At 71.6% G+C, this 24,511-nt stretch carries 22 protein-coding genes; 6 read left to right on the plus strand and 16 right to left on the minus strand.

Features of this window, described 5'->3' with window-relative positions; translation table 11 throughout:
• Positions 1 to 41: 41 nt before the first annotated feature.
• From B0E54_RS09795 to B0E54_RS09805, 3 genes are all read right to left on the minus strand, one after another.
• Positions 42 to 2,141, minus strand: a complete 2,100-nt coding sequence (locus B0E54_RS09795) for an MMPL family transporter (RefSeq protein ID WP_234583021.1) — start codon at positions 2,139 to 2,141, stop codon at positions 42 to 44.
• A 316-nt stretch (positions 2,142 to 2,457) separates the two neighbouring features.
• Positions 2,458 to 3,726 (minus strand): cellulose binding domain-containing protein, encoded by a 1,269-nt coding sequence (locus B0E54_RS09800; RefSeq protein WP_234583022.1) that lies wholly within the window; start codon positions 3,724 to 3,726, stop codon positions 2,458 to 2,460.
• Positions 3,723 to 4,835, minus strand: a complete 1,113-nt coding sequence (locus B0E54_RS09805) for an RICIN domain-containing protein (protein ID WP_234583023.1) — start codon at positions 4,833 to 4,835, stop codon at positions 3,723 to 3,725. The genes B0E54_RS09800 and B0E54_RS09805 overlap by 4 nt, the downstream gene beginning before the upstream one ends.
• A gap of 281 nt (positions 4,836 to 5,116) precedes the next feature.
• Here B0E54_RS09805 and B0E54_RS09810 point away from each other — a divergent pair, with 281 nt between their 5' ends.
• Positions 5,117 to 5,554 carry a VOC family protein gene (locus B0E54_RS09810; protein WP_234583024.1) on the plus strand — a complete coding sequence of 146 codons (438 nt, stop codon included), beginning with the start codon at positions 5,117 to 5,119 and terminating at the stop codon, positions 5,552 to 5,554.
• A 30-nt stretch (positions 5,555 to 5,584) separates the two neighbouring features.
• Here the strand turns inward: B0E54_RS09810 and B0E54_RS09815 are convergent, their stop codons facing one another.
• The 6 genes from B0E54_RS09815 to B0E54_RS09840 all read right to left on the minus strand — a co-directional run bounded on the left by B0E54_RS09815 (position 5,585) and on the right by B0E54_RS09840 (position 11,186).
• Positions 5,585 to 6,829, minus strand: a complete 1,245-nt coding sequence (locus B0E54_RS09815) for a hypothetical protein (RefSeq protein WP_234583025.1) — start codon at positions 6,827 to 6,829, stop codon at positions 5,585 to 5,587.
• Positions 6,830 to 6,982: 153 nt separating this feature from the next.
• Complete coding sequence (locus tag B0E54_RS09820; RefSeq protein WP_234583026.1) at positions 6,983 to 8,113, minus strand: epoxide hydrolase family protein; 1,131 nt, start codon at positions 8,111 to 8,113, stop codon at positions 6,983 to 6,985.
• A gap of 129 nt (positions 8,114 to 8,242) precedes the next feature.
• Positions 8,243 to 8,641: a VOC family protein gene (locus B0E54_RS09825; protein WP_234583027.1), complete on the minus strand. Its 399-nt coding sequence runs from the start codon at positions 8,639 to 8,641 to the stop codon at positions 8,243 to 8,245.
• Positions 8,642 to 8,652: 11 nt separating this feature from the next.
• A complete protein-coding gene (locus B0E54_RS32770; RefSeq protein WP_234583028.1) occupies positions 8,653 to 9,387 on the minus strand; it encodes a metalloregulator ArsR/SmtB family transcription factor in 735 nt (244 codons plus the stop codon).
• A gap of 43 nt (positions 9,388 to 9,430) precedes the next feature.
• The gene (locus tag B0E54_RS09835; RefSeq protein WP_234583030.1) at positions 9,431 to 9,976 is read right to left on the minus strand and encodes a hypothetical protein; all 546 of its coding nucleotides are present in this window, start codon (positions 9,974 to 9,976) and stop codon (positions 9,431 to 9,433) included.
• A 46-nt stretch (positions 9,977 to 10,022) separates the two neighbouring features.
• On the minus strand, positions 10,023 to 11,186 hold the full coding sequence (locus tag B0E54_RS09840) for a hypothetical protein (RefSeq protein ID WP_234583031.1): 1,164 nt from the start codon (positions 11,184 to 11,186) through the stop codon (positions 10,023 to 10,025).
• A 246-nt stretch (positions 11,187 to 11,432) separates the two neighbouring features.
• Here B0E54_RS09840 and B0E54_RS09845 point away from each other — a divergent pair, with 246 nt between their 5' ends.
• Positions 11,433 to 12,986 carry a gluconokinase gene (locus tag B0E54_RS09845; protein WP_234583034.1) on the plus strand — a complete coding sequence of 518 codons (1,554 nt, stop codon included), beginning with the start codon at positions 11,433 to 11,435 and terminating at the stop codon, positions 12,984 to 12,986.
• 79 nt (positions 12,987 to 13,065) lie between these two features.
• Entirely contained in the window at positions 13,066 to 14,733 is a 1,668-nt protein-coding gene (locus tag B0E54_RS09850; protein WP_255786761.1) for an SLC13 family permease, read from the plus strand.
• Between the two features lie 12 nt (positions 14,734 to 14,745).
• On the opposite strand, the gene B0E54_RS09855 is transcribed toward B0E54_RS09850, so the two are convergent.
• A complete protein-coding gene (locus B0E54_RS09855; protein WP_234583040.1) occupies positions 14,746 to 15,030 on the minus strand; it encodes a putative quinol monooxygenase in 285 nt (94 codons plus the stop codon).
• 156 nt (positions 15,031 to 15,186) lie between these two features.
• Between B0E54_RS09855 and B0E54_RS09860 the strand changes: the two genes are divergently transcribed.
• A complete protein-coding gene (locus tag B0E54_RS09860) occupies positions 15,187 to 16,587 on the plus strand; it encodes a serine hydrolase (protein ID WP_234583042.1) in 1,401 nt (466 codons plus the stop codon).
• 7 nt (positions 16,588 to 16,594) lie between these two features.
• On the opposite strand, the gene B0E54_RS09865 is transcribed toward B0E54_RS09860, so the two are convergent.
• The 3 genes from B0E54_RS09865 to B0E54_RS09875 form a co-directional block, all read right to left on the minus strand.
• Positions 16,595 to 17,395: a hypothetical protein gene (locus B0E54_RS09865; RefSeq protein WP_234583043.1), complete on the minus strand. Its 801-nt coding sequence runs from the start codon at positions 17,393 to 17,395 to the stop codon at positions 16,595 to 16,597.
• 121 nt (positions 17,396 to 17,516) lie between these two features.
• Positions 17,517 to 18,275 carry a MerR family transcriptional regulator gene (locus B0E54_RS09870; protein WP_234583044.1) on the minus strand — a complete coding sequence of 253 codons (759 nt, stop codon included), beginning with the start codon at positions 18,273 to 18,275 and terminating at the stop codon, positions 17,517 to 17,519.
• 50 nt (positions 18,276 to 18,325) lie between these two features.
• Positions 18,326 to 20,602 (minus strand): EAL domain-containing protein, encoded by a 2,277-nt coding sequence (locus tag B0E54_RS09875; RefSeq protein WP_234583045.1) that lies wholly within the window; start codon positions 20,600 to 20,602, stop codon positions 18,326 to 18,328.
• A 226-nt stretch (positions 20,603 to 20,828) separates the two neighbouring features.
• Between B0E54_RS09875 and B0E54_RS09880 the strand changes: the two genes are divergently transcribed.
• Entirely contained in the window at positions 20,829 to 22,010 is a 1,182-nt protein-coding gene (locus B0E54_RS09880) for a hypothetical protein (RefSeq protein WP_234583046.1), read from the plus strand.
• 218 nt (positions 22,011 to 22,228) lie between these two features.
• Here B0E54_RS09880 and B0E54_RS09885 read toward each other — a convergent pair whose 3' ends face one another.
• Positions 22,229 to 22,462: a zinc-ribbon domain-containing protein gene (locus tag B0E54_RS09885; protein WP_234583047.1), complete on the minus strand. Its 234-nt coding sequence runs from the start codon at positions 22,460 to 22,462 to the stop codon at positions 22,229 to 22,231.
• A gap of 94 nt (positions 22,463 to 22,556) precedes the next feature.
• Here B0E54_RS09885 and B0E54_RS09890 point away from each other — a divergent pair, with 94 nt between their 5' ends.
• Positions 22,557 to 22,880, plus strand: a complete 324-nt coding sequence (locus B0E54_RS09890) for a helix-turn-helix transcriptional regulator (protein WP_255786750.1) — start codon at positions 22,557 to 22,559, stop codon at positions 22,878 to 22,880.
• Between the two features lie 181 nt (positions 22,881 to 23,061).
• On the opposite strand, the gene B0E54_RS09895 is transcribed toward B0E54_RS09890, so the two are convergent.
• Both B0E54_RS09895 and B0E54_RS09900 read right to left on the minus strand, forming a co-directional pair.
• Positions 23,062 to 23,931, minus strand: a complete 870-nt coding sequence (locus B0E54_RS09895; RefSeq protein WP_234583049.1) for an SRPBCC family protein — start codon at positions 23,929 to 23,931, stop codon at positions 23,062 to 23,064.
• On the minus strand, positions 23,924 to 24,481 hold the full coding sequence (locus tag B0E54_RS09900) for a helix-turn-helix domain-containing protein (RefSeq protein WP_234583050.1): 558 nt from the start codon (positions 24,479 to 24,481) through the stop codon (positions 23,924 to 23,926). The genes B0E54_RS09895 and B0E54_RS09900 overlap by 8 nt, the downstream gene beginning before the upstream one ends.
• Positions 24,482 to 24,511: the final 30 nt, after the last annotated feature.

Here is a 24,511-nt window from a genome sequence, read left to right on the forward strand (position 1 = left end):
GTCGGGGAATAGTCGTGTCGAATCCTGCCGTCGCAGTGCCACTAGCCCGGCTGGTCGACGGCGCGGGCGTGTCGTCCACTGTTCGGCCGCTCGTCGCCGTGCCCCGGCCACCACGCCTTGTGCCCGATCAGAGCGGTCAGCGCGGGAACGAAGAACATCGACATCACGAACGCCGACAGCACGATGCCGATCGCCACCGCGAAGCCCATCTGCTGCAGGAACGAGATCGGCGCGAGCAGCAGCACCGCGAACGTCCCGGCCAGGATCAGTCCGGCTGCCGCGACCGTCGGGCCGGCGTGCTGCACGCCGATGGCGGCTGCCTCATGTGGCTCGTTGCCTTCCCGCGCTTCCTCGCGTAGTCGGGCGATCATCAGGATGTTGTAGTCGGTCCCGATGGCCACGACGAAGAGGTAGAGGATGATCGGCAACTGGAAGGTGACACCTGGCTCGCCTTGCAGCCCTTGGAAGAGGTAGACGGTGGCGCCCAGCGTGGCGGCGAAGTTGAGCAGCACCGCGATCACGAGGTAGATCGGCGCGACCAGGCTGCGCAGCAGCAGCGCGAGGATGAGCGCGATCAGGCCGGCAGCTACCGGCAGGATCACCGACAGGTCGCGGTTGTTCGCCGAGTTGATGTCCGCGAAGATCGCGGTGGTCCCGCCGACCAGCGCCCGGGTGCCGGGCGGGGCCGCCGTGTGCACGGCGCCGCGCAGGTCTTCGCGGACGAGGGTGATCGCCTTGTTGGAGACCGGGTTCTCGTTGAGCAGCAGGTTGACCCGGGCCACACTCGGGTCGGTACTGCGCTCCGGGGGCTGTGCCTGACCGACACCCGGGGCTTTCGCTACGGCTGCAGCAAAGTCGTTGACCTGTTGCTCGGTCAGCGGCGACCGGTTGGTGGTGGTCAGGTAGACCTCGGTCGGGGCGAGCGCACCGGCGGCGAACCCGCGCTGGAGGTCCTGCGCGGCCTTCGCCGACTCGGTGTCCTGTGGGAAGCCGGCGCTGAAGTCGTAGTCGGCCTTGTAGCTCAGCACGCCTGCGGCGAGCGCGACCAGGATGACGCCGGAGATCGCCGCGACGAGTGCCGGCCGGCGCCCGACTGTGGTGCCGAGCCGGTGGGACAGGGTGGCCTTGGGCGTACGCTGCCACGCCTTCGACGGCCAGAAGACGTACCGGCCGAGCAGGGAGACGACTGCGGGGACGAGGGTGAGCGAGGTGACAAGCATGACGCCGACCGCGATGGCGAGTGCCGGGCCGAGCGAGCCGAAGAAGCCCAGGGAGGCGAGGAGCAGCACGAGGAACGCGACGATTACCGCTCCGGCGGCCGAGGTGATGACCTCGCCGACCCGCTGGACGGTGACGATCATCGCGGTGCGCTTGTCGTCGCCGGCGCGCAGTCGCTCCCGGTAGCGGAAGAGCAGAAACAGGATGTAGTCGGTACCGATGCCGAACAGCACAATCAGCAGGATCGTCTGCAGGTCCTGGCTGACACTGAGATCGAATGCCTTGCCGGCGGCGGCGACGAGACCGGTCGTGATGCTCAGGACGACGCCGACGACCACCACGGGCAGCAGTGCGGCGATGGGACTCCGGAAGATGATCAGGATCAGTCCGATGATCAGGATGATCGTCGCGATGCCGACCACGGCGAAGGCGTTGTTGAAGGTGTCCTCGTTGTCGACGAAGCTCGCCACGTCGCCGGCCACGCCCGCGGACAGTCCACTGTTCGCCAGCTCCGGGCCGATGTCCGCCCGCAGATCGCGGACGGCGTCGAGCAGCGTCGGATCGTCAGGGGTGGGGGCGTCCAGTCCGACGTTGATGATCTGCACCGACTTGTCCGGCGCCACAGCTGGCGGACCGGTCAGGTAGCCGGACGTGTGCGGGATGTTCTTGGCCTTGAGCTCCTGGGCGAGCTGGCCCACTTTCGCCTCATCCGCCGGCGTGAGTTTTTGACCGTCGGCGCGCTTGACCACGATGACGGCCGTTGCGGTTGCCTGCTGCGGAAACGCCTTCTGCCCGAGCTCGGTGGCCTGTACGGACTCGTACGAGCGGGGCAGGAAGCTCTCCTGATCCGCTGAGGTGATGTCACTCAGCGAGGGTGTGGTGAGGATGATGGCGGCCGCCGCCAGCACCCACCCGGCAATCACCCACCACGCTCTGCCCACAACGAATCTGCCCAGCCGCTCGAACATGGTTTCCCCCGTACGTTCGACACCACCGTCGTCTGGGCCTGGAGCGCCCAGGGCGGACACCCCATCACTCTTGTGGGTGGTTTCACTACCCGCTGTGCAGATTACAGTCGTCCGCCACTCCTTTTCGGATGCATGGCCCTCAAGGGCCGCGGGAGTTTCAGCTAGGTCGGCGAGCCTCGCCGCGCACCTCGACGCTTGCCGCCGAGGGCGCGGCGATCCACAGGCGGCTCCGATCGGAGCCGTACGACCTGCGGCTATGTCCTACGACTGCTCACGGGCTGGCGCAGGTCGGTGACGCGTTTGCTGGCGTACCGGAACCGAGGAAGCCGAAGGTCGTCGTGCCGCCCGGGGCGAGCGACCCGTTGTAGGAGACGTTGCGGACGGTCGCGGTCGAACCGCTGGTGCTCAGCGTGCCGTTCCAGACCTGACTGATGCTCTGGCCGTTGCTGAGGTTCCACGTGACGGTCCAGCCGTTGACGGCGGCGGTGCCCGCCGTCACGGTCACCTCACCCTGAAAGCCACCGGACCACGAGTTGACCGTGCGGTACGTCGCGGTGCAGGCGGCGCCGGAGGGCGGCGGCGTGGTCGGCGCACTGGTGGTGGGCGGAGTGGACGTGGGCGGGGTGGTCGTGGGCGGGGCCGTCGTGGGCGGGGGCGTCGGCCCGTCCGGCGGCACCAGGGGGCAGGTGGCGCTGTATCGCGAGACGCCTGTGCTGTCGGCCAGCGGGCAGAGGAACTGGGTGTAGCGGGTGTCGTTGTCCAGGAAGGTCTTGAGCCAGGGGATCAGGAGTCGCATCTCGGTGGGGTTCGACCTGGTGAACGAGAGGTGGTCGTTGCCGGCCAGCTCTGCCCAGGCATGTTCCACGCCGGCGGGCAGGGTGTTGTAGATGCCCTGCACGTAGGAGGGCGTTACCGTGCCGTCGTTCTGTCCCGACAGGAGCATGGTGGGGACCTGGGTGGTAGACATGTTCAGGTTGTTGCCGGGCGTACCGGGTGCGAGGCCGACCGCCGCCTTCAGGGTCGGCCGGCGGAGGGCGGCGAGGAGGGTTCCCGCTCCGCCCGCCGAGTGGCCCATGACGCTCAGCCGGTTGGGGTCGACCCGGTTGCGGATCGGGCTGGTGCGGGTGAGGTAGTCCAGCGCCGCGAGCAGCTGGGTGGCGCGGGCGTCGGCGCCGTCGGTACGGCTGTTGGTCTCGATGCCGATCACCACGAACCCGAAGGACGCCAGCCAGGGGCCCATCCAGGCTTCCTCGTTGGCGAACAGGGCGGAATAGCCGGGGACGATCGCTACCGCACCCCAGGTGCCCTGGCTGGTGTCGGTCGGGTAGTAGACGTACCCACCGTTGAAGCCGTTGCCGGCGGGCACCGTCGCCTGGGTCGTAGCGAACGGGCCGCGGGTGGCGGCGACGCTGGCCAGGGTCGGATCCGGCCCCCGCTGGTACGGGCTGTCCGCGGCCGCCGCGTCCCGTGTCGCTGTCGCCATCGCCAGGCCGAGGACCAGCGCGAGCGCGGCCGTCAGCCATCGTGTTGGCTGCTTCATCGACGGCTCCACTGCTGGTTGACCTGGCCGGTGCAGGTCCAGAGGACGAGCTTCGTGCCGTTGGCGGTGCCCTGGTTGTACGGGTCGAGGCAGAGACCGGACTGCACGCCGGTGATGGTGCCGTTCGCGTTGACGTTCCACTGCTGGTTCGTCCCGCCGTGGCAGTCGTAGATGGTGACCTGGGTGCCCGGGGAGGTGCCGTTGCCGGCGGCGTCGAGGCACTTGTTGCCGTAGACGGTCAGCGCCTTGGTGGACGTGTAGGTCCACTGCTGGTTGGTGCCGCCGTGGCAGTCCCACAACTGCAGCTGGGTGCTGTTGGTGGTGGAGGCGCCGGGGACGTCGACGCACCGGCCCGACCGGGTGCCGACGATCGTGGTGGTCTGTCCGCCGCCGCTGCTCGGGTTGCCGATGCTTCCGGGCACCGACTGCAACGCGCTGTACCAGCGGGCGGCCATCTTGTCGTAGCCGCTGGCGGTGGGGTGGACGCCGTCGATCAGGTCAGAGGTGCTGAGCGCGTTGTACATGTCGACCAGGTGCACCCGCTTACCGGCGCTGACCTTGCTCTGGACGATGCCGGGGATCGCCGCGTTGAAGGTACGGGCGGCCGCGTTCTGGCCGCTGTTCGAGATCGGGATGATCTGCGCCACGAACACCTCGGCGGTGGGCACGGTGCTGGTGATCTTGTCGATCAGGGTGGAGAGCCGGTTCGGCGCGGTGCTCACGTTGTAGTTCTGCAGGATGTCGTTGGTGCCGATGTGCAGCAGGACGGTCTGCGGTCGCTGGGTGTTCAGCCAGCCGACGATGTTGGCGTCGATCTGGTCGATGCGCCAGCCGGGGTGCCCCTGGTGGTCGTGGTCGCCCAGGCTGGCCGGCCCGTTGAACTGCGATCCGACGAAGTCCACCGTGTACCGGCCCGCGGCGAGACGCTGCCAGAGCCCGATGCGGTACCCGCCGGGCACCTGGGTGCCCTCGGTGATGGAGTCGCCGAGCGGCATCACCCGCACTCCACCGTTGGATTCCGCGTTGGCCGGTCCGGTGGGTGTCACCACCGAAGCGACCACGACACCGAGCGCGGCGAGCGTCGCGAGCCATCGTGCCCTCGTTCGCATAGCTTTCTCCCCTGGATTGGTCGAGCTGGCCGAGGGCATGGGCCGACCGGTAGGGCCGCCACGGGCAGCCGGCAACCGTCTGGGATCGGGGCCGGCCGGACCGAGCAGCCGCCGGCTGCCGGGCGTTCACCCGGCGCGCGCCGATCGTCACATCGGCACGGCGTCACTGCCTCAGCACTGGGACGAGTGTGAGCGTTAACAGCGACGATTGTAGATACATTGGATTGCTCTGGTCTACGGGCAACGTCGGCTGCCGAGGGATCGCGCGTTAGGTTACGACGATGGAGCAGCGGATCAGCCTGATCACCCTCGGCGTCTCGGACCTGCCACGCGCCAAGACCTTCTACGAGCACCTCGGCTGGCGCGGCCAGGAGGTCGAGGGGACTGTCTTCTTTCAGGCCGGCGGCCTAGCCCTCGTCCTGTGGAGTCGCGACAAGCTGGCCGCCGACGCGGACGTTCCCAACCCGGACACCGGTGGCTTCGGCGGAATGACCCTGGCCCAGAACGTCCGCTCGCGGGCCGAGGTGGACGAGGTGATGGCCACCGCCAGCGAGGCCGGCGCCGAGGTGACCCAGCCGGCGCGCGAGACGTTCTACGGCGGCTACGCCGGCTACTTCGCCGACCCGGACGGTCACGTCTGGGAGATCGCCTGGAACCCCGGCTTCACGCTCGGCCCGAACGGCTCGCTCACCCTCCCCGACTTCGGCACCACGGCCTGACCCGACCGCAGCGGCAGCGGCGGCGGCGGATCACGGCCCGGTCGGCGGGCAGAGCAGCCGGTCCACAAGCGGCAGCAGGGTGTCCAGGCACACCGTCAACAGGGCGGGATCGGGTGTCGTGGTTGGCGAGGGCGACGGTGCGCCGGGCCGGGCCGCGGTGGGCGGGTCGGTAGGCGTCGTCGCGCTGGCCGACGGTTCGGGAGCGCTGGAGGGCGTCGGCACGCTGGATGGCGGCGGTTCGGTGGACGACGGCGGCTCAGCGGACGGCCGCGGAGCGGTGGACGACTGCGGAGCGGTCGCCGGCACCGGCGCAGCAGCCGCGACGGCGGACGGGACCGGCGCGGCGGGCCGCAGCGGTTCGGCCGTCGGAGGCCGTGCCGGCTCGGCCGGACGGGCGGGCGGAACCAGGACCGGCGGTGCCACCAGGACGGCGGGCACCCGCAGCGGGGCGAGCACACCGGTGTTCCGGGCGGCCGGTTCGACTGTCGCCGCTTCCGCCCGCCGCATCGGCCCGGCCTGCTGCGGTCCCACGGCACCGGGGCCCAGTGCCGCGAACACCACAGTCGCGACGGCGGCGACGGCGAGTGCCCGGCGGTCGGGGCGTACCGCAGTCAGCGGCGCGTCGGCCGGCCCGACCGTCGACGGCGGCACGGGCGGGGATGCCTGGTGCGCGGCCAGCAGGGCGTCGAGCTGGGCGGTGACGGCGGCACGATCCCCGGCGGCCGAGGCGGCCGCGAGGGTGAGATAGAAGCGGAAGTTCACGGCGGTGCCGGCCGGGACCAGCAGCCCGGAGAGTCGGCCGTCGTCGTGCAGCAGGGTGACGGGCACGTCGGGGTGGTGGGCGGCGCCGAGCAGGTCCGCGTACCGCCACTCGCGCCGGTGCTCGCGGCCGGCGAAGGCCACGCGATGGCTGGTCACGACGGCCAGGCCACTGTCGACGCTCCGCAGGCCCGGAGGCACTGCCGCGTCGGTGGTCTCGGTGAAGGCGCAGCCGCCGGGCGTGGGCAGGCCGGCGACGTGCCGGGCCTCCGCCTCGACGAGCTCTGCGACGGGTACGACCCGGAAGACGAGTTCGTCGACGTCGAGGTCGACGGGGAGGCCGGCGCGTGGCCGCGTACACCCGAGGAACCCGGCGGCTTCGATCCGTAGCCGGACCAGGTGGTCCCCGCGTCGGCGCCAGGCGGCGGTGGCGTCGCGGTACGCGCGCCGACGGCGCTCGTTCTCGCGCTCGGCCCAGGCGAGCCGCCAGGAGGGAGGTGCCAGCAGTGCGGTCACGGTCACACGCGGTACAACCGCTCACGTACGTGACAGGCAACGCTCGTCGAATCGATGTCTCCCGTTGCGCCCGAAAGGAGAGAATTGACGGACGCCGACGGCTGCTCCGGCAAAGAACCGGAGCAGCCGCCAGTCAGGACGGCAGCGGCAGCCCTACGAGCGCAGCGAGGTGAAGAAGTCCCGCAGCTCAGCGGCGAGCAGGTCCGGTTCCTCCAGCGGCATGAAGTGCCCACCTCGGCCGGGTTCGCTCCAGTGCCGGATGTCGGTGCAGGCCCGCTCGGCGATCTCGCGCGGGAAGTTGGCCTGCGAGGGTTCGGTGCTCACCGTGAACGCGGCGGGCACGGTGATGTTCGGCCGTGGCGTGTTGTGGTCGAAGTCGACGTACTGCCGGAACGACGAGCCGATCGTGCCGGTCACCCAGTAGAGCGTGATGATCGTGAGCAGCGTGTCGGTGTCGAAGCTGTTCGACAGGTCGCCGTGGTTGTCGCTCCAGTCCCGGTACTTGTCGACGAGCCAGGCGGCCAGCCCGGCCGGGGAGTCGGCGAGCGCCGCCGCGAGGGTGTCCGGCCGGGTGCCCATGATGGCGCTGTAGCCGCCGTCGGTCTCGTCGTACACGGCCTCGGCGTCCAGAAACGCCTGCTCGGCCGTCGACAGCGGTTGGCCGTCGAAGCTGGCCGGGAACGGTGGATGGATCATGTGGATGCCCGCCACCTGCTCCGGATAGAGGGCACCGAGCCAACCGGTGACGACCCCGCCGACGTCGCCGCCGAAGGCGCCGTACCGCTCGTAGCCGAGCACGTCGGTCATCAACTCGTGCAGCGTCCGGGCGAGGACCGCCCGGGTCAGCGGCACGTCGGGCAGCTCCGAGTAGCCGAAGCCGGGCAGTGACGGCACCACCACGTCGAACGCGCCCCCGAGCGGGCTGGTCAGCCGGTCGACCAGCGGCAGCATCTCGACGAAGCTGCTGGGCCAGCCGTGGCTCAGGAGCAACGGCGGCGGCGCGGGCGTACCGGCCGGGCGGTCCGCGCGGACATGCACGAAGTGCAGCTTCCGGCCGCCGACGAGTGCCAGGTACTGGGGATACGCGTTGAGCGCGGCCTCCCGGGCACGCCAGTCGAACCCGTCGTGCCAGTAGGACACCAGGTCCCGCAGATAGTCGGGATCGGTGCCGCCCTGCCACTGTCGGTGGCCGCTGCGCTCGGTGAAGCGGGTGCGGGCCAGTCGGGCCCGCAGGTCGTCGAGGACCGCATCGGACACGTCGATGCGGAACGGGGAAACAGACATTGATCCTCCGATGAAGGAGGGCGCACTCCCCGACGCGAAGACGTCAGCTGAGGGGGACGGACGAGAAGGGCGCCCAGACGTGACAACTGGTGTTCACAGGGCTCACCTCCTTCTCGTCGCTGACGTGGATCACCGTACCTGAGCGGGTTGGAAGAGTTCGACCGGGTTGCCGGCCGGGTCGTCCAGGACGATCTGCTGGCCGCCCGGACCGCTGACGACGTCGCTACGGAAGGCGATTCCGGCCGCCCGCAGCCGGGCGACCTCCGCGGCGATGTCGGCAACGATCAGGTGGATGCGGTTCCACCCGCCGGGGTGTGGACGGCGTCCGTCGGGCAGGGCCCGGCCTGCGGAGCTGGCCGGGCCGGACAGCAGCAGCCGCAGGTTGCCGCGCCGCACGTCGGCGAACGCGGGCAGGAACGCGCTGATCGGGGTGAAGCCGAGGTGGGTGGTGTAGAAGTCGAGCGCGGCGGCGACGTCGTCGACGAGGTACCGCACGCTGACGACGCTGGCTTCGGTGGGGTTGGTCATGATGCCTTCTCTCATCGGGCGGAGAGGGTGTGCAGCAGGAAACCGATCCGCTGGGCGAGCTCGTCGGCGACCCGTTCGAACGCGGGCAGTCCCTCCGGGTCGACTGCCGGGTCCGGGATGCTCCAGTGCGCGTGCCGCGGCGAGCCGGGGAACTCGGGGCAGACCTCCCTGACCCGGTCGCAGAGGGTGATCACGGCGTCGAACCGCTGGCCGGTGAACTCGTCCAGGTGTTTGGGCCGCGCCGCACCCAGGTCGATGCCGCGCGTCGCCATGGCGCTCACCGCGAGGGGATGGACGACCTTGGGTCGACTCCCGGCGCTGCACGCCCGCACGGCACCGGCGGTGCGGTCCCGCAGCAGGGCTTCGGCCATCTGCGAGCGCGAACTGTTGCCCGTGCACAGGAACAGCACGCGTCCGGTCACTGTGGTGGCCGGCGCGGGTGGGGTGAGTCGCAGCCCGGGATGCAGGGCCGCGCCGGCGCCGGCCAGCAGCTCCCCGCAGTGGGCCAGCGCGAGCGAGTAGTAGGTGTCGCGGCCGTCGGCGCTGCTGCGTCGCGCGCTCACCAGCTCGGCCTTGCGGAGTTTGCCGAGGTGATACGAGACGAGGTTCTGCGGTTGGCCGAGTCGTGCGGTCAGCTCGTGCACGGCGAGGTCACCACGGGCCAGTTCGCTGAGCAGCCGCCACCGCACCGGGTGCCCGGCGGCGGTCACGAACCCGGGCGGCGCGATGGTGTCGACTGACGTCACCTCCGCAGATTACATCAAACTGGTTTGATGTAAATGGGTTGAGTTAGCCGGCACGCCTACGGTGCGGCAGGGGGCCGAGCAGTGGACCGTCGGCCGGAAACCGCGACCGGGTACGCGGCGGGTACGCCTCGCAGTGCCCGGCCCACTGGTCGGCGGCGACGGCGAGGGCGTCCGCGGAGACGGTGAGGACCAGCGGGTAGACGGCGGTGGCCGGCCGGCGCATCCACGGGGGCAGCGACTCGGCGGAGAACTCGACAGTCAACTCCAGCCGGCGGCGGCGGATCGCCCGGGTGCGCAGGGCCAGGTTGGGCTCGGTGAAGCGGACCAGCGCCGGTGGCGGGGTCGGCCCGCCGGCCGCCGTCGCCTGCCCGTGCAGCCAACTGCCCAGCGCGCGGGCCTCCTCCACCATCAGGCTCGGGTAGTGGTGCGACCAGGTCTGGCCGTCGGCGGTGCGGGCGTCCACCTCGATGAGCAGCCAGTCCTGCCAGCCCGGCGCGGCCCGCTCGGGATCGTCGGGCGGGTCGATGCCGGGCTGGTAGCCGACCGGGCGGATCCGCACCCGGGCACCATCATCGGACCGGATCTCCACCCGATCATTCTCGCCGACCGAAGCGGACAACAACCCCCAAATCAGGTTACTGAGAGATGCTCCGCCGAACGCCCCGATGGTCGGCGCACGCGCCCGCCCGGCCACCGGTCAGGCTGACCGAGCCGTCCCGGCACTGGACCAGATAGCCCCGGCCCGCCCAGAACTGCGGCACGCAGTCGAACCAGTCGCAGACCTCGGCGGCCGGCCGGCGGATCCGGGTTCCGGCACAGAAGTCGTACCCGAGGGGATTCTCCGGCGCCCCGCAGCGCGGTCCGGCGGTCGGGGTGGACGACGGGCGCGGCGACGGCGGGCGCGGCGACGACGACCGCTTCGGCGCGGTGGTGTGCGCCGGCGGCGGGGACGCCGGGCGCAGCAGCGCGGGAAGCGCGCTGGGGGTCGGCGCCGGCGTGGCCGCCACCGCGACCTCCGCGCCCCCGGTCGGGTCCGACGGGTTCGAGTCGAAGAGCGCCGCCGGCACCAGCAACGCGATTCCCGCGGCCACCGCGATCGTCCGACGACCGCCGGGAACGAGTGCGGAGAGCCGGGCCTGCGCCGGCGTGGTCACCGCCGGCCGGAACGGCTTGAGCTGGCCGTGCTCCGCGATCAACTCGTCGAGCTGGGCGAGTACCGCGGCGCGCTGCTCAATCGCGTCGGCGAAGGCCAACGTCAGCTTGAACCGGAAGTCCGCCGCCGCGTCGGTGGGCAGCAACAGTCCGGAGGTACGCCGCCGGTCCAGCACCTGGATCAGGGTCACCGGCGCCGCCGGGTCGTGCGCCAGGCCGGTCATCCGGCCGTACGCCCAGTCACGCCGGCCGCGCCCGCCGAGCAGGACCAGCCGACGGCTGGTGATGACGGCCATGCCGGCGTCGGTGACGCGTACGCCGTCGGGCCGGCGTGGGCGCAGCGGCGCTGCCGGCGCGGCGACCGTCAGGTCCGGTGCGGGCAGCACTGTCGTGTGTCGTACCTCGACCAGTTGAGCGGCGGGCAGGGCCCACAGCACCACCTCGTCGTTGGCCAGCTCGAGTGGGAGGCCCGCGCCGGCCGCCGCCGAGCCCTGGAAGTCGGCGGCCAGGGCGCGCAGCCGCCGTAACTCGTCGTCGCGTCGCCGCCAGGCCTTCTCGGCGCCGCGGTACGTGCTGACCCGCCGCACGTTCTGCCGCTGCGCCCAGCGGTACCGCCACGTGGAACCCGTCGATTCAGTCTTTGCCACGCCGACTCCTTCGCCGCGCAGGCCACCAATCCGGGGTGCACTCGGATTAACAGCGTTGACGGTCGACCGGGACACGCCACGACGGACGAACTATCCGAACGGCGGAGCAACCCGGACGATAGGGCGATACTGCTGCGTCGATTCACCTTCCGTCGTGTCGTGCGGGTCCGTCGCGGTCTCGGTAACGTCAGCCGCAGCCGGGTGGCGACGCCGCCGCACCGCCTGCACGAAAGGGGGGTGAGGGTCATGCCGCCAGACACCCTGCCCGGTGTGGTGATCGGGGTCGACATCGGCACCACGAGCACCAAGACCATGGCGTACGACACCGACGGGCGGCTGCTGGCCAGCCACTCCGCCGCCTATCCCCTCGACGATCCGCACCCCGGGTACGCCGAGCAGGACCCGGAGGTGATCCTCGCCGCCGTCGTCGAGTCGATCCGGACCGTGGTGAGCGAGCTGACCGTTCCGGTCTCCGGCCTGGCCTTCTGCTCCGCCATGCACAGCCTCATCGGGCTCGACGCGGCCGGCAAGCCGCTCACGCCGTCGGTGACCTGGGCCGACTCCCGGGCCACCCGCCAGGCCGAACGGCTGCGGGCGGTGCCGTCCGGGCTGGCGCTGCACCGGCGCACCGGTACGCCCATGCACCCGATGTCACCCCTGCCCAAGCTGCTCTGGTTCGCCGAGCAGGAGCCCAGGCTCTTCGAGCGCGTCGCGCACTGGGTCGGCATCAAGGACTGGGTGCTGCTGCGACTCTGCGAGGCGCTGGTCACCGACCACTCGATCGCCTCGGCCACCGGCCTGATGAACATCCACACCCTCGAATGGGACACCGAGGCGCTGACGATCGCGGGCATCACCGAGGAGCAGTTGCCGCAACTGGTCGCCACCACCGCCGTCCTGCCCGGCCTCACCCCGCAGGCGGCCACCGCCCTCGGCCTGCCGCCACGCACCCCGGTGGTGGTCGGCGCCGGTGACGGACCGCTGGCCAACCTGGGCCTGGGCGCGGTGCACCCCGGCATGGTGGCCTGCTCGATCGGCACCAGCGGCGCCATGCGGGTCATGGTCGAACGCCCCGGCGTGGACCCGCTGGGCGGGGTGTTCTGCTACGCGCTCACCGAGGATCGCTGGGCGGTCGGCGGCGCGATCAACAACGGCGGCATCGTCCTCAAGTGGGCGGGCGCGGCGCTGGCGCCGGAGCTGGGCGAGCACCCCGAGGAGGATCTGGTGGCCCTCGCGGCCCGCGCCCCGGTCGGCTCGGGCGGGCTCATCATGCTGCCGTACCTGCACAGCGAACGCGCTCCACACTGGAGCGCGCTGCCCCGCGGCGCGTACGTCGGGTTGACCCACGGGCACCGCCGCGAACACCTCGTCCGGGCCGCGATGGAGGGGGTCTGCCAACAGCTCGCGCTGGTGCTCACCTCCGTACGGGCCGCCGGCAACGAGGTTCGCGAGATCCGGGCCGGTGGCGGCTTCGCCCGCAGTGGCCTGTGGCGGCAGATGCTCGCCGACGTGCTCGGCATGCCGGTGAGCTTCCCGGGCGGCCGTGAGGGGTCGAGCTTCGGCGCGGCGCTGCTCGGCATGCAGGCGCTGGGCCTGATCCCCAGCATCGACGTTGCGGCCGACCTGGTCCGCATCGAGGAGGTCATCCGCCCCGACCCGGCCGCCGCCGCCACGTACGCGGCGCTGCTGCCGCTCTTCGCCGAGCTGTACGACGCGCTGGTGCCCACCTTCACGTCGATGCGCCGGCTCGAACCCGGCCTGCCGGCCGAGCCGGCCACCCCCGCAGGACCACCGATGTAGGCCCTTCGGCCGGCCCCGCCCAGGGCCGACCCCCGTCCCGAAGGTCGTGATCGCCGTGCTCCCACCCCTCACCGAACCGCTGACCTCCCTCGCCACGCCGGCGTCGCTCGCCGCGCACGCCTCGCTCGCTGCGCCGGCCGAGCCGGTCACCACCGCCGGCGACGGCCAGCTCGTCCTCGCCGCGGTGCTCGGCATCGTCGCCGTGGTGCTGCTGATCGCCTGGGCCAAGGTTCACCCGTTCCTGTCGCTGATCCTCGGCGCGGCGGTGCTCGGCGTGGTGGCGAGCGTCGCGCCCGACAAGATGATCACCTCGTTCACCGGTGGCGTCGGCACCACTGTCGGCGGCGTCGGGCTGCTGATCGCGCTGGGGGCCATGATCGGCGGTCTGCTCGCCGAGTCCGGTGGCGCGGACGGCATCGTCAGCCGGGTCGTCGGCCGGGTGTCCGGCCGCGCGCTGCCCTGGGCGATGGCCGGGGTGGCGGCGCTCATCGGCTTGCCGCTCTTCTTCGAGGTCGGCGTGGTGCTGCTGGTGCCGATCGTGCTGCTCGTCTCGATGCGCACCGACGTGCCGCTGATGAAACTCGGCATCCCGGCGCTGGCCGGCCTGTCGGTGCTGCACGGCCTCGTGCCACCGCACCCGGGGCCGCTGGTGGCGATCTCGTCGCTCAACGCCGACCTGGGCCTGACGCTCGGGCTGGGCCTGCTGGTGGCGATCCCCACGGTGATCATCTCGGGGCCGGTCTTCGGCAACCTCATCGCCCGGTACGTGCCGGCGACCGCACCCGCCGCGCTGCTGCCCACCCGCCGCCGGCCCGCCACCCCCGCGGGCACCCGCGAAACGCCGGGCACCACCGCAACGACGGACCCGGTCGGAACGACTGGCGCAGCCGGAACGACGGGCCCAGCCGGAACGACCGGCATCACCGGAACGACGGGCCCAGCTGGAACGGCTGGCACCGCCGGGACGCCGGCTCGGCGCGATGTGGACGGCGACCTGCTCACCGACGACGATCTCGTCAACCCGGGCGGCGGTCGACCGGGCGAACCGGTGGACGACAGCGGCACGGAGACCGCCCGGCGTACCCCGGCGTTCTGGCCCGCGGTGATCACCGTGCTGCTGCCGGTGGTGCTGATGCTGCTCCGCGCGATCGGCGAGCTGGCGCTGGACGAGGGCACGGCGGGCCGCAAGACGCTCGACATCGTCGGCACGCCGATCGTGGCGCTGCTCGCCGGGGTGATCCTGGCGATGTTCACCCTCGGCTACCAGGCCGGGTTCAGCCGGTCCCAGGTCTCGTCGGTGCTCGGCGGTTCGCTGCCCCCGATCGCCGGCATCCTGCTGATCGTGGCGGCCGGCGGCGGGTTCAAGCAGGTGCTGGTGGACGCCGGGGTCGGCAACCTGGTCGCCGACGCCGCCAAGGACGCGAACCTCTCCCCGCTGCTGCTGGGCTGGCTGGTCGCGGTCGGCATCCGGGTCGCCACCGGCTCGGCGACGGTAGCCACCATCACGGCGGCGGGCATCGTGGCACCGCTCGCCGCGACCCTGGACCGGCCGGGGGTGGCCCTGCTGGCGCTGGCCATCGGCTGTGGGTCGCTGTTCTTCTCGCACGTCAACGACGCCGGGTTCTGGCTGGTCAAGGAGTACTTCGGCCTGACCGTCGGACAGACCATCAAGAGCTGGTCGGTGATGGAGACGCTCATCTCGGTGATCGGCTTCGCCGGCGTACTCCTGCTCGATCTGCTGGTGTAGCGCGCGGAGGGGTCAGGCCGCCTCGACGCCGGAGATCAGATAACGGTGCACGTCGGCGTCGAGGATGGCCACCGTCTGGGCGTCGCTCGGCCCGGCGCCGCGGAACGCCGCCAACTGCTCCGGGGACTCCCAGCGCTCGAAGACGTGGATCCGGCCCGGGTCGAGCGGATCCGCCGCGAGCAGGAAGTCGAGGCAGCCGGCCGCCGCGCGGGCCTGTTCGATGACCTGGCGGCAACCGGAGAGGTAGTCGTCCCGGGCGTCCGGCTCGACACGCAGACTGCCGGCAATGATCAACATGGGTGCCTCCCCGGACCGGGTGTCGCTGATGCCCTTGATACCGCAGAGTCATCTTTATACCTCTGAGGTATGTCGCCCCCGGGCACGTCGGCTCCCGGACGGGTGATGGCGGTCCCGGCAGCCCCATCCGCCTCCCCCGCTTCTTATCGTGCAAACGTGAGAAAAAGCGACAAGAAGCGCTCATCTTCCCTCTTCGCGCCGTACCCCCGCGTACCCCTGCGGTGGTTGGCGACGACAGTCGCGCTGGTCGTCGTCGCGACGACCGGGCCGGCCACCGCCGACGGCCTCGACCCGGCAACCGGCCCGGACCACCGGACCACGCCGGGGTACGGAACCGAGCCGGCCCACGACGGACCGACGGGAGACGACGGGCCGGTCGACGAGGACGGGCGCAGCGACGAGCCGGGCGTGGAGCCCGCGCCGGAGCGGGCGCCGACAAGTGAGGTGTCCTGGCTGTCGTTCCCCGGCGGGGCGTTCGCGGTGGACTCGCTCGGGCACACCGTGCGATACCGGGCCTGCGACGGCGACACCGGCCGGGTCGCCGATCCGGACATGCGGGTTGCCGCCGGGGTGGCCAGTGGCGAGGTCACCGTCGAGGGCAGGAGCTTTCGCTACCGGGTGCCGCTGATCGGGCGCAGCGCGGGCACGCTCGTGGTGTCCGGGCCGCAGGCTCAGCCGTTGGAGCTGCCCGGCGTGGTGGTCACCAGCCCGCAGCCGCCCACCGATCCGGTCGAGGGCGCCCGGCTGTTCCCGCTCAGCGGGCAGCTCGCCCGGGTGGTCGCCGACGCGAGCCTCAACCCGTCCGGAGCGACAGTCCGGGACCTGTCCGGCCGGTACGGGGACCAACAGATCTCGGTCAACGGCGCGCTGCGCCCCAAGGCCGCCAGCGTCATCAAGCTGTGGATCCTGGTGGAGCTGCTCCGCCGGGTCGACTGTGGACAGGTGTCGCTGGACGACGGCGTGCTGGTGACACCTGCCGACGTGGTCGGCGGCACCGGTCAGCTCCAGTTCGAGACGTTTCCGCAGGTGGTCACGCTGTACCGGCTCGCCCGGTACCTGATCAAGTACAGCGACAACGTCGCGGCCAACGTACTGATCACCTACCTGGGCGGGTTCGCCCCGGTCAACGCCCTGATCGACTCGATGAACCAGCGGTCCACCATCCTGGCCCGCCGGATGCTCGACAGCTCGGCGGCCCAGCGCGGCGAGGAGAACTACACCAGCCCGGACGACGTGGTGTCGCTGCTCGGCGCGGTCTGGGACGGCGAGATCCTCACCCCGGCCTCCCGCGACCTGATGATCGGCTTCATGCGGGAACAGACCCTGAACACCAAGATCCCCGCGGCGCTGCCACCCGGAGTCCCGGTGGCCCACAAGACCGGCGACCTGCCGGACGCCTCCCACGACGTCGGCTACTACCTGATCCCCGGCACCGAGACCGCCGTCGCCTTCCTCACCGCCGGCCCGATGGCTACCGGCGACGAGACAGTCCGCCGGATGGCCCGGACCGTCTACGACTTCCTGGTCACCCCGAGCGACGGAGCGGTCGAGGAGTGAACCGGCGTCAGGCGCCGGGGATGTTCGCCGGCGGGTCCTCCCCGACCAGGTCGGCCGCCGGCGGGTCCGCCGCCACCGGCAGCCCGAAATCCGAGTACGTCAGGTCGAGTTGAGCCGTCTTCTCCTGCTCGGTGGCCAACTCGATCCGGTAACGGACCAACCGGCCCTGCTCGTCGATGCTGGCGGTGAAGGGCACCTTCGCGGCCCGGTCGCCAAGCACCCCGCCGATCCCGCCGCCCAGCACGGGGGCGCTGTCGCGCAGGTCGAGCGTGCCCGCGTACTCCCGGGCGCCGGTCTGGCGGACGACGGACGGCGCGGTCAGCGTGCTGGCCAGCCGCGTGTTGTCCAGGCCCTTGTTGGTGACCGGCCGGCCCGGCCTGCCGACATGCCACCAGGTCTTGCCGTCCCAGACCGGCACCCGGCGGTCCGGGGCGCTGACCCGCACGTAGACGTCCGCACCGGTGGTCAGCCGCTCGATCCTCACCTCGCCGTTGCGCACCTTGAGCGAGGTGGTCTCCGTGCCGCGCCGCGCCTTCGGGTCCCACGTCAGGACCGTGGTGTCCCCCTCGGCCGTCGCGCCGCTGCCCACCGTCAGCCGGTACGCCTGCTCGTCGACCTTCGCGGCGGCGGCCACCAGCACACCGGCCGGGTCGGTCGGGGCCGGAGCCGCGCCGGTCGGAGCGGTCGACGCGCCGGCTGACGGGCGGCCCGCCTCCGGCTCGTCACCGGCGGCGACCACTGCCCACACGCCGGCCGCGACGGCCACGACGAGGACAGCGCCGACGGCGACCAGCTTGGGCTTCTTCACTGTCATCTCCCCTGGGCGGGGCGCCCGCCGGCCGGTCGCCGATCGACGCGTACCGCGGTGCGGTCCGGCCAGAGTAGCCGGACCGCACCGACAGCCGTTCCCGGCCGACCACCCCCGTCGATCAGGCGCGGCTGATCGCGTTGGCGTGGATCGCCTCGTGCAGGTACGCCGCCAGGCCGGCGGCGATGTTCTCGTAGTACGCGGTGAACCGCTCGTCGGCCAGGTACATGTCGGCCAACCCGGTGTGCATCTCGTACGAGCACTCGTAGAACCAGCGGCTGATGAGCTGCCGGTGCTCCTCGGCCAGGTCCATCGCCTCCGGGCCGTCCGCCGGTGCGCCCGCGGCCAGCAGCGCGACGATCCGCCGGCCCCAGTCCTCGTTCTCGGCCTTGTTGCGCAGCCAGTCGTCCTTGCTGTACCGCGCGACCCGCCGGTTCGACTCCCGGTACGCGTCGGTGTCACCCCAGCGCTGCTCCGCTTCGGCCGCGTGCTCCTCCGGCCTGAAGTCGCCGAAGACCTCGAACCGTTCCTCCGGCGTGAGTTGGATGTTCAACTTGCTCGCCTCCATCGCGAACTCGACAGCCGTGACCATCTCCTGCAACCGCTTGATCCGTACCGTCAGCAGCTCGTGCTGTCGGCGCAGATGAGCGGCCGGGTCGGCCGCCGGGTCGTCGATGATCGCGGTGATCTCCTCAAGTGGGAAACCCAGCTCGCGGTAGTACAGGACGAGTTGCAGCCGTTGCAGGTCCGCGTCGTCGTAGCGGCGGTAGCCGGTCGGCGTCCGGCCGCTCGGCGAGAGCAGACCGATTTCGTCGTAGTGGTGCAGCGTCCGTACCGTCACGCCGGCGATCCTCGCCACCTGACCCACCGTGTACGCCATGGTTCCCCTCCCTTCCGGGAACCAGGCTCCCGCCTGCCGTTACGTCAGGGTCAAGCTCGATTCTGACCCACCGTGGCGGGGCTGTCCGGACGCCCGTACAGATAGCCCTGGCCCCGTGGGCAGCCGATCGCGGCGACCGCGTCGTGCTGGCGTTCGGTCTCCACGCCCTCGGCGATCACCGCCAGGTCGAACGCTCCGGCCAGCCGGGTGACCATCTCCACCGTGGCGTACGCCCGGTCGTCCGTGCCCAGCCGTGCCACGAACGACCTGTCGATCTTCAGCTCGGTGGCCGGGATGCGGTGCAGGTAGCTCAACGACGAGTAGCCGGTACCGAAGTCGTCGATGGCGATCTGGATGCCCAGCTCCCGCAGCTGGTGCAGCCGTTCCAGCACCGCATCGGTCCCCTCGATCAACGCCGACTCGGTCAGCTCCAGCGTCAACGCGCGCGGCGCCAACCCGGCGCTGGCGGTGGCCGCCGTGACCGTGGCGATCAGGTCGGGCCGGCGCAGGTGTGCCGCGGCGATGTTCACCGCGACCGTCGCCTCCGGCGCGCGGGCCCGCCAGGTAGCCGCCGCCCGACACGCCTCGTGGATCACCCAGCGGTCGATCGGGAGGATCAGCCCGGTCTCCTCGGCCAGCGGCAGGAACTTCGCCGGCGGCAGCATCCCGAGCCGGGGATGCCGCCAGCGCACCAACGCCTCGGCGCTGCGGACCGCACCGCTGGACAGGTCGACGATGGGCTGGAACTCCAGGTGCAGCTGCTCCTCGTCGACGGCCCGGCGCAGGTCGGCGATCAGCTCCGCCCGGGACACGGCCGACTCGCGCAGGCCCGGCGTGCACGTCCGGTACGCGGACTTGCCGGCCGCCTTCGCCGCGTACATGGCGATGTCGGCGTCGCGAAGGAGGTCGGTGTGCGAGGCGTGCTGCGGCCCGTACTCGGCGATGCCGATGCTCGCCGACGGGTGCACGCCCACGTCCTCCTCACCCTCGGACGGCCGCAGCGCGTCCAGCAGACGTTCGGCCAGCCGCTCCGGCGACACCGGCCCCTCCCGCTCGACAAGCACCGCGAACTCGTCCCCGCCTAGCCGCGCGATGGTGCCGTCGCCGGCCACCGCCGTCCGCATCCGAGCCGCCAGGCCGGTCAGCAGGGTGTCGCCGGTGGCGTGCCCGAACCGGTCGTTGACCTGCTTGAACCCGTCGAGGTCGAGCAGCAGGACGGCCACCGGCCGGCCGTCGCGCAGAGCCAGGCGCAGCAGCCTGTTGAACAACAGCCGATTCGGTAGGCCGGTGAGCTGGTCGCCGTACGCGAGCCGGCGCAGTCGCGCCACCAGGCGCAGGTTCTCGTTGGCGGCCAGCCCCTGACGCACGGCGAGAGCCGCGAGCAACGTCATCATGGTCACGAAGACCAGCGGCGGGGTCTGGCCGGTGGGCCGGCGGGCCAGGAGCACCGCGATGATCGCCCCACCGACCGGCAGGTACGGCAGCGCCACCCGCCACCACGGCGGCAGCGGCGACTCGGCGGTCTCGTCGGTGCCGTCGCAGTCCGGCGGCGGCGGGTTCCCCGTGGCCAGGCCGATCAGCAGGTAGCTCAGCGGCCAGCACAGGTCGATGGGGTGACCGGCGGCGTAGTCACCGCGGGCGACAAGCGAGACGTAGACGACGTCGGCGACCACCCGGATGGTGAGGCTCACCGCGAGCACGCTCATCGGCCGCCACAGCGGTCGCGCCGGCCCGGCCACCGCCACCAGGATGGTGAGCTGCATCAGGTCGAACATCGGGTAGAGCAGCCCCAGCGTGCGCGCCGGGTCGGCCAGCTCGGCGGCGGCGACCCCGCGGAACACCAGCACCCAGCCGATCGGCACCAGGGCCAGCGCGACGATCACGCCGTCCAGCAGCGTCCGGGCCCGCCCCACCCCCGTCCGGGGCCCGGACGGGGAACTGAGCAGCGCGGCCGTGCCGGTGAGAATGCCGGCGGTGAAGACCACCCCGACCAGCGGAGTGTGCGGCAGGTCGCCGCCGACGAGCCGCTGCGCCGTCCAGATCGCCCGGCCCAGCGCCGCGAGCGCCATGGTGCCGGCGAGCAGCCTCCAGAATCGGCGCAGCGGGGCCGGGTGCCGACGGGCCACGCCGGCGCAGGCGACGGTCGCCCAGCCGGCCACCACCAGCGCGCCCACGTCGCTGACCAGCGCGGCCCCGGGCAGCGCCGCGACCAGCCAGAACGCCTCCAGGAGGACCACCGAGCCCGCGCCGACCAGCCCGACGCGGCTGAGCCGGGCCGGCGCGACGCCACTGGTCCGCGCGGCCTGCTTCACGTCCTGTCGCGACACGGTCGCTCCGGCTCTTCGTCGTACGTGCACCCTCGGCGGACCTGTCCACGGCAAACCCCGAAAGCCTAGCCAGCGCCCCGGGTGCCCGCCAAGGTCCGGACGGTCGCGCGAGTCGTGCCGGTCCGGCCACGTAGGACGGTCCTTCCGGAACGGGCCCGCTTCCGGGTGGGGTCGCGACGCTCGGACGTACCCCCGCCGCCACCCGTTGCGCCGTACCATCTCCGCGGTGACCTCTCCGCGCCGACGGCTGGTGGCCGCGTCCGTCCTCCTGGTGGTCGAAGCGCTGCTGTTCGCGCTCGTCGTCACCGAGTCCCTGGTGGGTGCCATCGTCGTCGTCGGCATCACCTGCCTGTCGCTGTGGGTGCATACCGTCCTGCACGAGTGCGGGCACCTCGTCGCGGCGAAGCTGCTGCGCCTGGAGGTCGTCGCGGTCCGTGTCGCACCGTTCACCGGGTGGCGCAACAACGTGGCGATCCGGCCGGCGCCGTCGACGACCGCGTTGCCGCTGCGGCTGGTGCTGTTCTACCTCGCCGGCCCGGTGGTCAACCTGTGCACCGCTGCGGCGCTCGGTGCGGCGACGGCGTCGGCGACCACAGCGGTGACCAGTCTCGCGCTGTTCGGCACGGCGCTTATGGCGGCGCTTCGCGGCCTGGTCAGCCTCGTCCCCTCGCCCAACAGCGACGGCCGTAACCTGCTCCACTGGCTCCGGGCGCCGACCGCCACCGGCGCGGCGCTGTGGGCTGCCTACTACGAGGAGGAGATAGCCCGGACGCTGCGGACGATCAGCCCCGTGGAGGCGGCCGACGGTCACCGCACGGATCCGGATCGCTTCGGTGACGAGCCGCGGCTCGCGCTCGCCGCCTTCCAACGGCGCTGGAGCACCGGCCACGGGCGCTCCCCGACGGACTTCGTGGCCGACGCCGAGCGACTCGCGGCGATGGCTCGCGCCGACAGCACCGATCCCGCGATGGCCGCCGCGATCGGGCAGGTCCTCAGCGTCCAGTTCGGCTTGTGGTACCTGCACGCGGCGGTGGTGGCCCGATCGCCGGTCGCGCACAAGGAGGTGGTGGAGATCTGGGAACTGGCGGAGCTCGGCTCCCGGGTGCGGCCACAGAGCTTGGCCGCCCGGGTCGCGATGAGCCTGGCGTACCTGCTCAACCAGCGGCCCGAGCAGGCGCGGTCGCTACTTCTCGACGTTCGGCCCGGGGTGGACCCGCCGGACCTGTGCGCCGTCGCGTCACTCCTGCGGGCCATCGCCGAGTGTCACCTCGGCAACCGCACCGACGCGGACGCCCACATCAGGGCGGCCGGCGGCGGCTACCCGCGACTGGCCCAGCTCGTCGCCACGATCCGGGCGGCGGATCCGATGCCCCCGCTGTTCGCCCCGGCACCGATGGCTGACACCTGACCGGTGCGCCGCCAACCACCGGTCGGGGCGTACGTCAGCGGCCGGCGGAGCGGTTCCACGGCGAGCGCGGCAGCGTGGTGCCGGCCAGCGGTCGACGCGCGCGTCGGCGCTTGCGCCGGCCCGGGGTGCAGGGCGGGCGGCGAACGGTGTGCACCAGAGGGCCGGCGGGCCGGGGTTGCCTGCCGATCAGCCAGCACAGGAAGCGGGCCATCTGCGGCTCAGCCGACCGGGAGGCGCTGGGCGTCGGACTTGGCGATCTCGTACTGCGCGCCGCAGAACGTGCACTGCTGCGCGTAGCGGGTGCGGATCGGGATGAGCGGAACGAAGAAGAGGGTGAACCTGGTCGACCGGCGGGTGATGACCTGCGCGGCGTGATTGCCGCAGTGGCGGCAGACCTGCTGCACGACGCCGGACCTGTCGACCTTCGTACGCAGACCGAAGATGAAGAACATCGCCCGCCATTACCCACTCGGCCCCGAAAAGTCACCCGCTCGCCGAACAACGGTATGAGATCTACTTGAAGGAACGCACACAGCAGGAAGGGGGATGGCGGTGAGCGGTCATGTGCGGTGGTCGGACGTTCGGGCGGAGTACGTGCAGCGCGCCGGCGGCGAGGCGGCCGTCGAGGCGGGCAAGGAGGAGCTGCTCGCGCAGGTCGTCGGGCACCGTCTCGCAGAGGTCCGACGTGCTCGCGGTTTCACTCAGCAACAGATCGCTGAGCGGATGGGCGTGACCAAGGGCCGCGTGTCCCAGATCGAGCAGGGCCGGATCTCCGGCCAGGATGTGGTGGCCCGGTACGCCGCGGCACTCGGCGGCCGGCTGCACCAGGCGATCTACTTCGATGACGGAGACATTGCCGCCATCGCCTGAGACGCTCGGGTGGCGTGCCCGACCGGATCCGCCCCGACCAACACAAGATCCGCACAAGTGCCGGGAAACTGCTGCCTCCGCACCGCTTGAGGCAGCAGTTTCCCTGATGTTGCTCGGATGCTGAACCCAGCTCGCTGGGCGGATGGGCGTGACCACCGGGGTGGGCGTCCCGGCGCGACGGTCAGCTGGCGGGCTGGGGCTCCAGGCCGGGCACCTCGGTCGCGAGCCAGATCGGCTGCCAGTCCGGCACCTCGTGGAAGCGGCGCAGCTCGGCCAGGCCGGCCACCGACCCGCTCCAGGCAGCGTACGGAGGATTGCCCTCGTCGAAGCCGCTCTGCACGAAGGTCAGCGTGGTCCGGCCGTTGGACTCGGCCAGCTCCCAGTTCGTGACGCCTGTCGGTCCCCAGTCCACGGACATCTTCCGGCCCGGCTCCAAGTCGACGATCTTGGCCGCGTACCCGGTCTCGAAGCCGCCCATCGCGTACCGGCCGCCGACCCAGGGCTCGATCCCGATCGGGTAGCCGAACCAGGCGCTGGCCTGCTCGGAGTCGGTGAGCGACTCCCACACCTTGTCCATGGGGGCGGCGATGACCAGCTCGCCGCGCAGGTCGGCGGAGGTGAAGTCGGTGCGGGGCAGCAGCGGCCGACCCTCCAGGTGGGCGGCCAGGTTGGCGATGGACAGCGCCCAGAACGTCTGGAGCACGCCCCGGATGCTGGAACCGCTCATCGCCTCGGCGAAGTCGAAGTGGCTCTGGGTCAGCGTCAACACCGTGCTGTCCGTGCCCTCGGCTGTCAGCTGGAACTCGGTGGTGGTCTCCACCCCGTCGAGCAACCAGCCGAAGCGCAGCGTGTCGTCGTCGGCGTGCAGCAGACGCTGGTGCGGGGCGTCACCCTCGGGCGTGTAGCGACCCCAGAACTCGTACCGCTGGGGCAGCTCGACCTCGGCGTGCTCGGCCAGCCAGAGTCGCAGCTCGGCCGGGTCGGTCAGGGCCTCGCGGACGCGCCCGACAGACGCGGAGAGGCGGGCCTGGACCTTCAACTGTTCACTCATTGTCGTTCCCTTTCGGATAGCAGGCGACAGCGAGCTTGAAGGCATCGCCTTCGCTCCCGCCGTAGCGACTGAACAGGTCCTGAAGTGCGGTCTGCAGGTCGTGCAGGAACTGCTGGCGCTGCTCGGCGGGCACCCGGATCTCGCCGGAGACCCCGATCGAGGGCAGTTCGGGCGCCGAGCGGTCCAGGTCGGCGATGTCGGCCTGGACCTCCTCCATCAGGTCGAGCAGGTAGCCCAGGCTCAGCTCGTCGCGGGCCCGGCGCAGCCCGATCCGGCCGACCAGCCGCGGGGAGAGCCAGTAGGACCGGGCGGCGGCCTGGTAGATGCCTTCGGTGATGCCGCGAACCTTGCGCTCGTTGACCAGCTCGACCAGGCCGGCCGAGACGAGCTGCTTGACGTGGTAGTAGACGCGCTGCGGCGTCTGGTCGAGTCGGGCCGCGACCTCCGTGCAGGTGCGCGGTTCGGCGAGTTGCCGCAGCACCTCGACGCGCTGCGGCTTGAGCAGGACTTCGGCCTGCTCGATCTGCTCCAGGTACAGGACGTCTCTCATGGCAAAATCAGTTTGTACGTACAAAGTTTG

This window comes from Micromonospora sp. MH99, assembly GCF_021442385.1.
Classification (GTDB): domain Bacteria; phylum Actinomycetota; class Actinomycetes; order Mycobacteriales; family Micromonosporaceae; genus Micromonospora.

Excerpts from the sequence above, each read along its gene's own strand:
- B0E54_RS09800 (WP_234583022.1), bottom strand. The coding sequence starts at position 3,726 with ATGAAGCAGCCAACACGATGGCTGACGGCCGCGCTCGCGCTGGTCCTC.
- B0E54_RS09805 (WP_234583023.1), bottom strand. The coding sequence starts at position 4,835 with ATGCGAACGAGGGCACGATGGCTCGCGACGCTCGCCGCGCTCGGTGTC.
- B0E54_RS09810 (WP_234583024.1), top strand. The coding sequence starts at position 5,117 with ATGGAGCAGCGGATCAGCCTGATCACCCTCGGCGTCTCGGACCTGCCA.
- B0E54_RS09820 (WP_234583026.1), bottom strand. The coding sequence starts at position 8,113 with ATGTCTGTTTCCCCGTTCCGCATCGACGTGTCCGATGCGGTCCTCGAC.
- B0E54_RS09825 (WP_234583027.1), bottom strand. The coding sequence starts at position 8,641 with ATGACCAACCCCACCGAAGCCAGCGTCGTCAGCGTGCGGTACCTCGTC.
- B0E54_RS09845 (WP_234583034.1), top strand. The coding sequence starts at position 11,433 with ATGCCGCCAGACACCCTGCCCGGTGTGGTGATCGGGGTCGACATCGGC.
- B0E54_RS09855 (WP_234583040.1), bottom strand. The coding sequence starts at position 15,030 with ATGTTGATCATTGCCGGCAGTCTGCGTGTCGAGCCGGACGCCCGGGAC.
- B0E54_RS09870 (WP_234583044.1), bottom strand. The coding sequence starts at position 18,275 with ATGGCGTACACGGTGGGTCAGGTGGCGAGGATCGCCGGCGTGACGGTA.
- B0E54_RS09885 (WP_234583047.1), bottom strand. The coding sequence starts at position 22,462 with ATGTTCTTCATCTTCGGTCTGCGTACGAAGGTCGACAGGTCCGGCGTC.
- B0E54_RS09890 (WP_255786750.1), top strand. The coding sequence starts at position 22,557 with ATGGCGGTGAGCGGTCATGTGCGGTGGTCGGACGTTCGGGCGGAGTAC.
- B0E54_RS09895 (WP_234583049.1), bottom strand. The coding sequence starts at position 23,931 with ATGAGTGAACAGTTGAAGGTCCAGGCCCGCCTCTCCGCGTCTGTCGGG.
- B0E54_RS09900 (WP_234583050.1), bottom strand. The coding sequence starts at position 24,481 with ATGAGAGACGTCCTGTACCTGGAGCAGATCGAGCAGGCCGAAGTCCTG.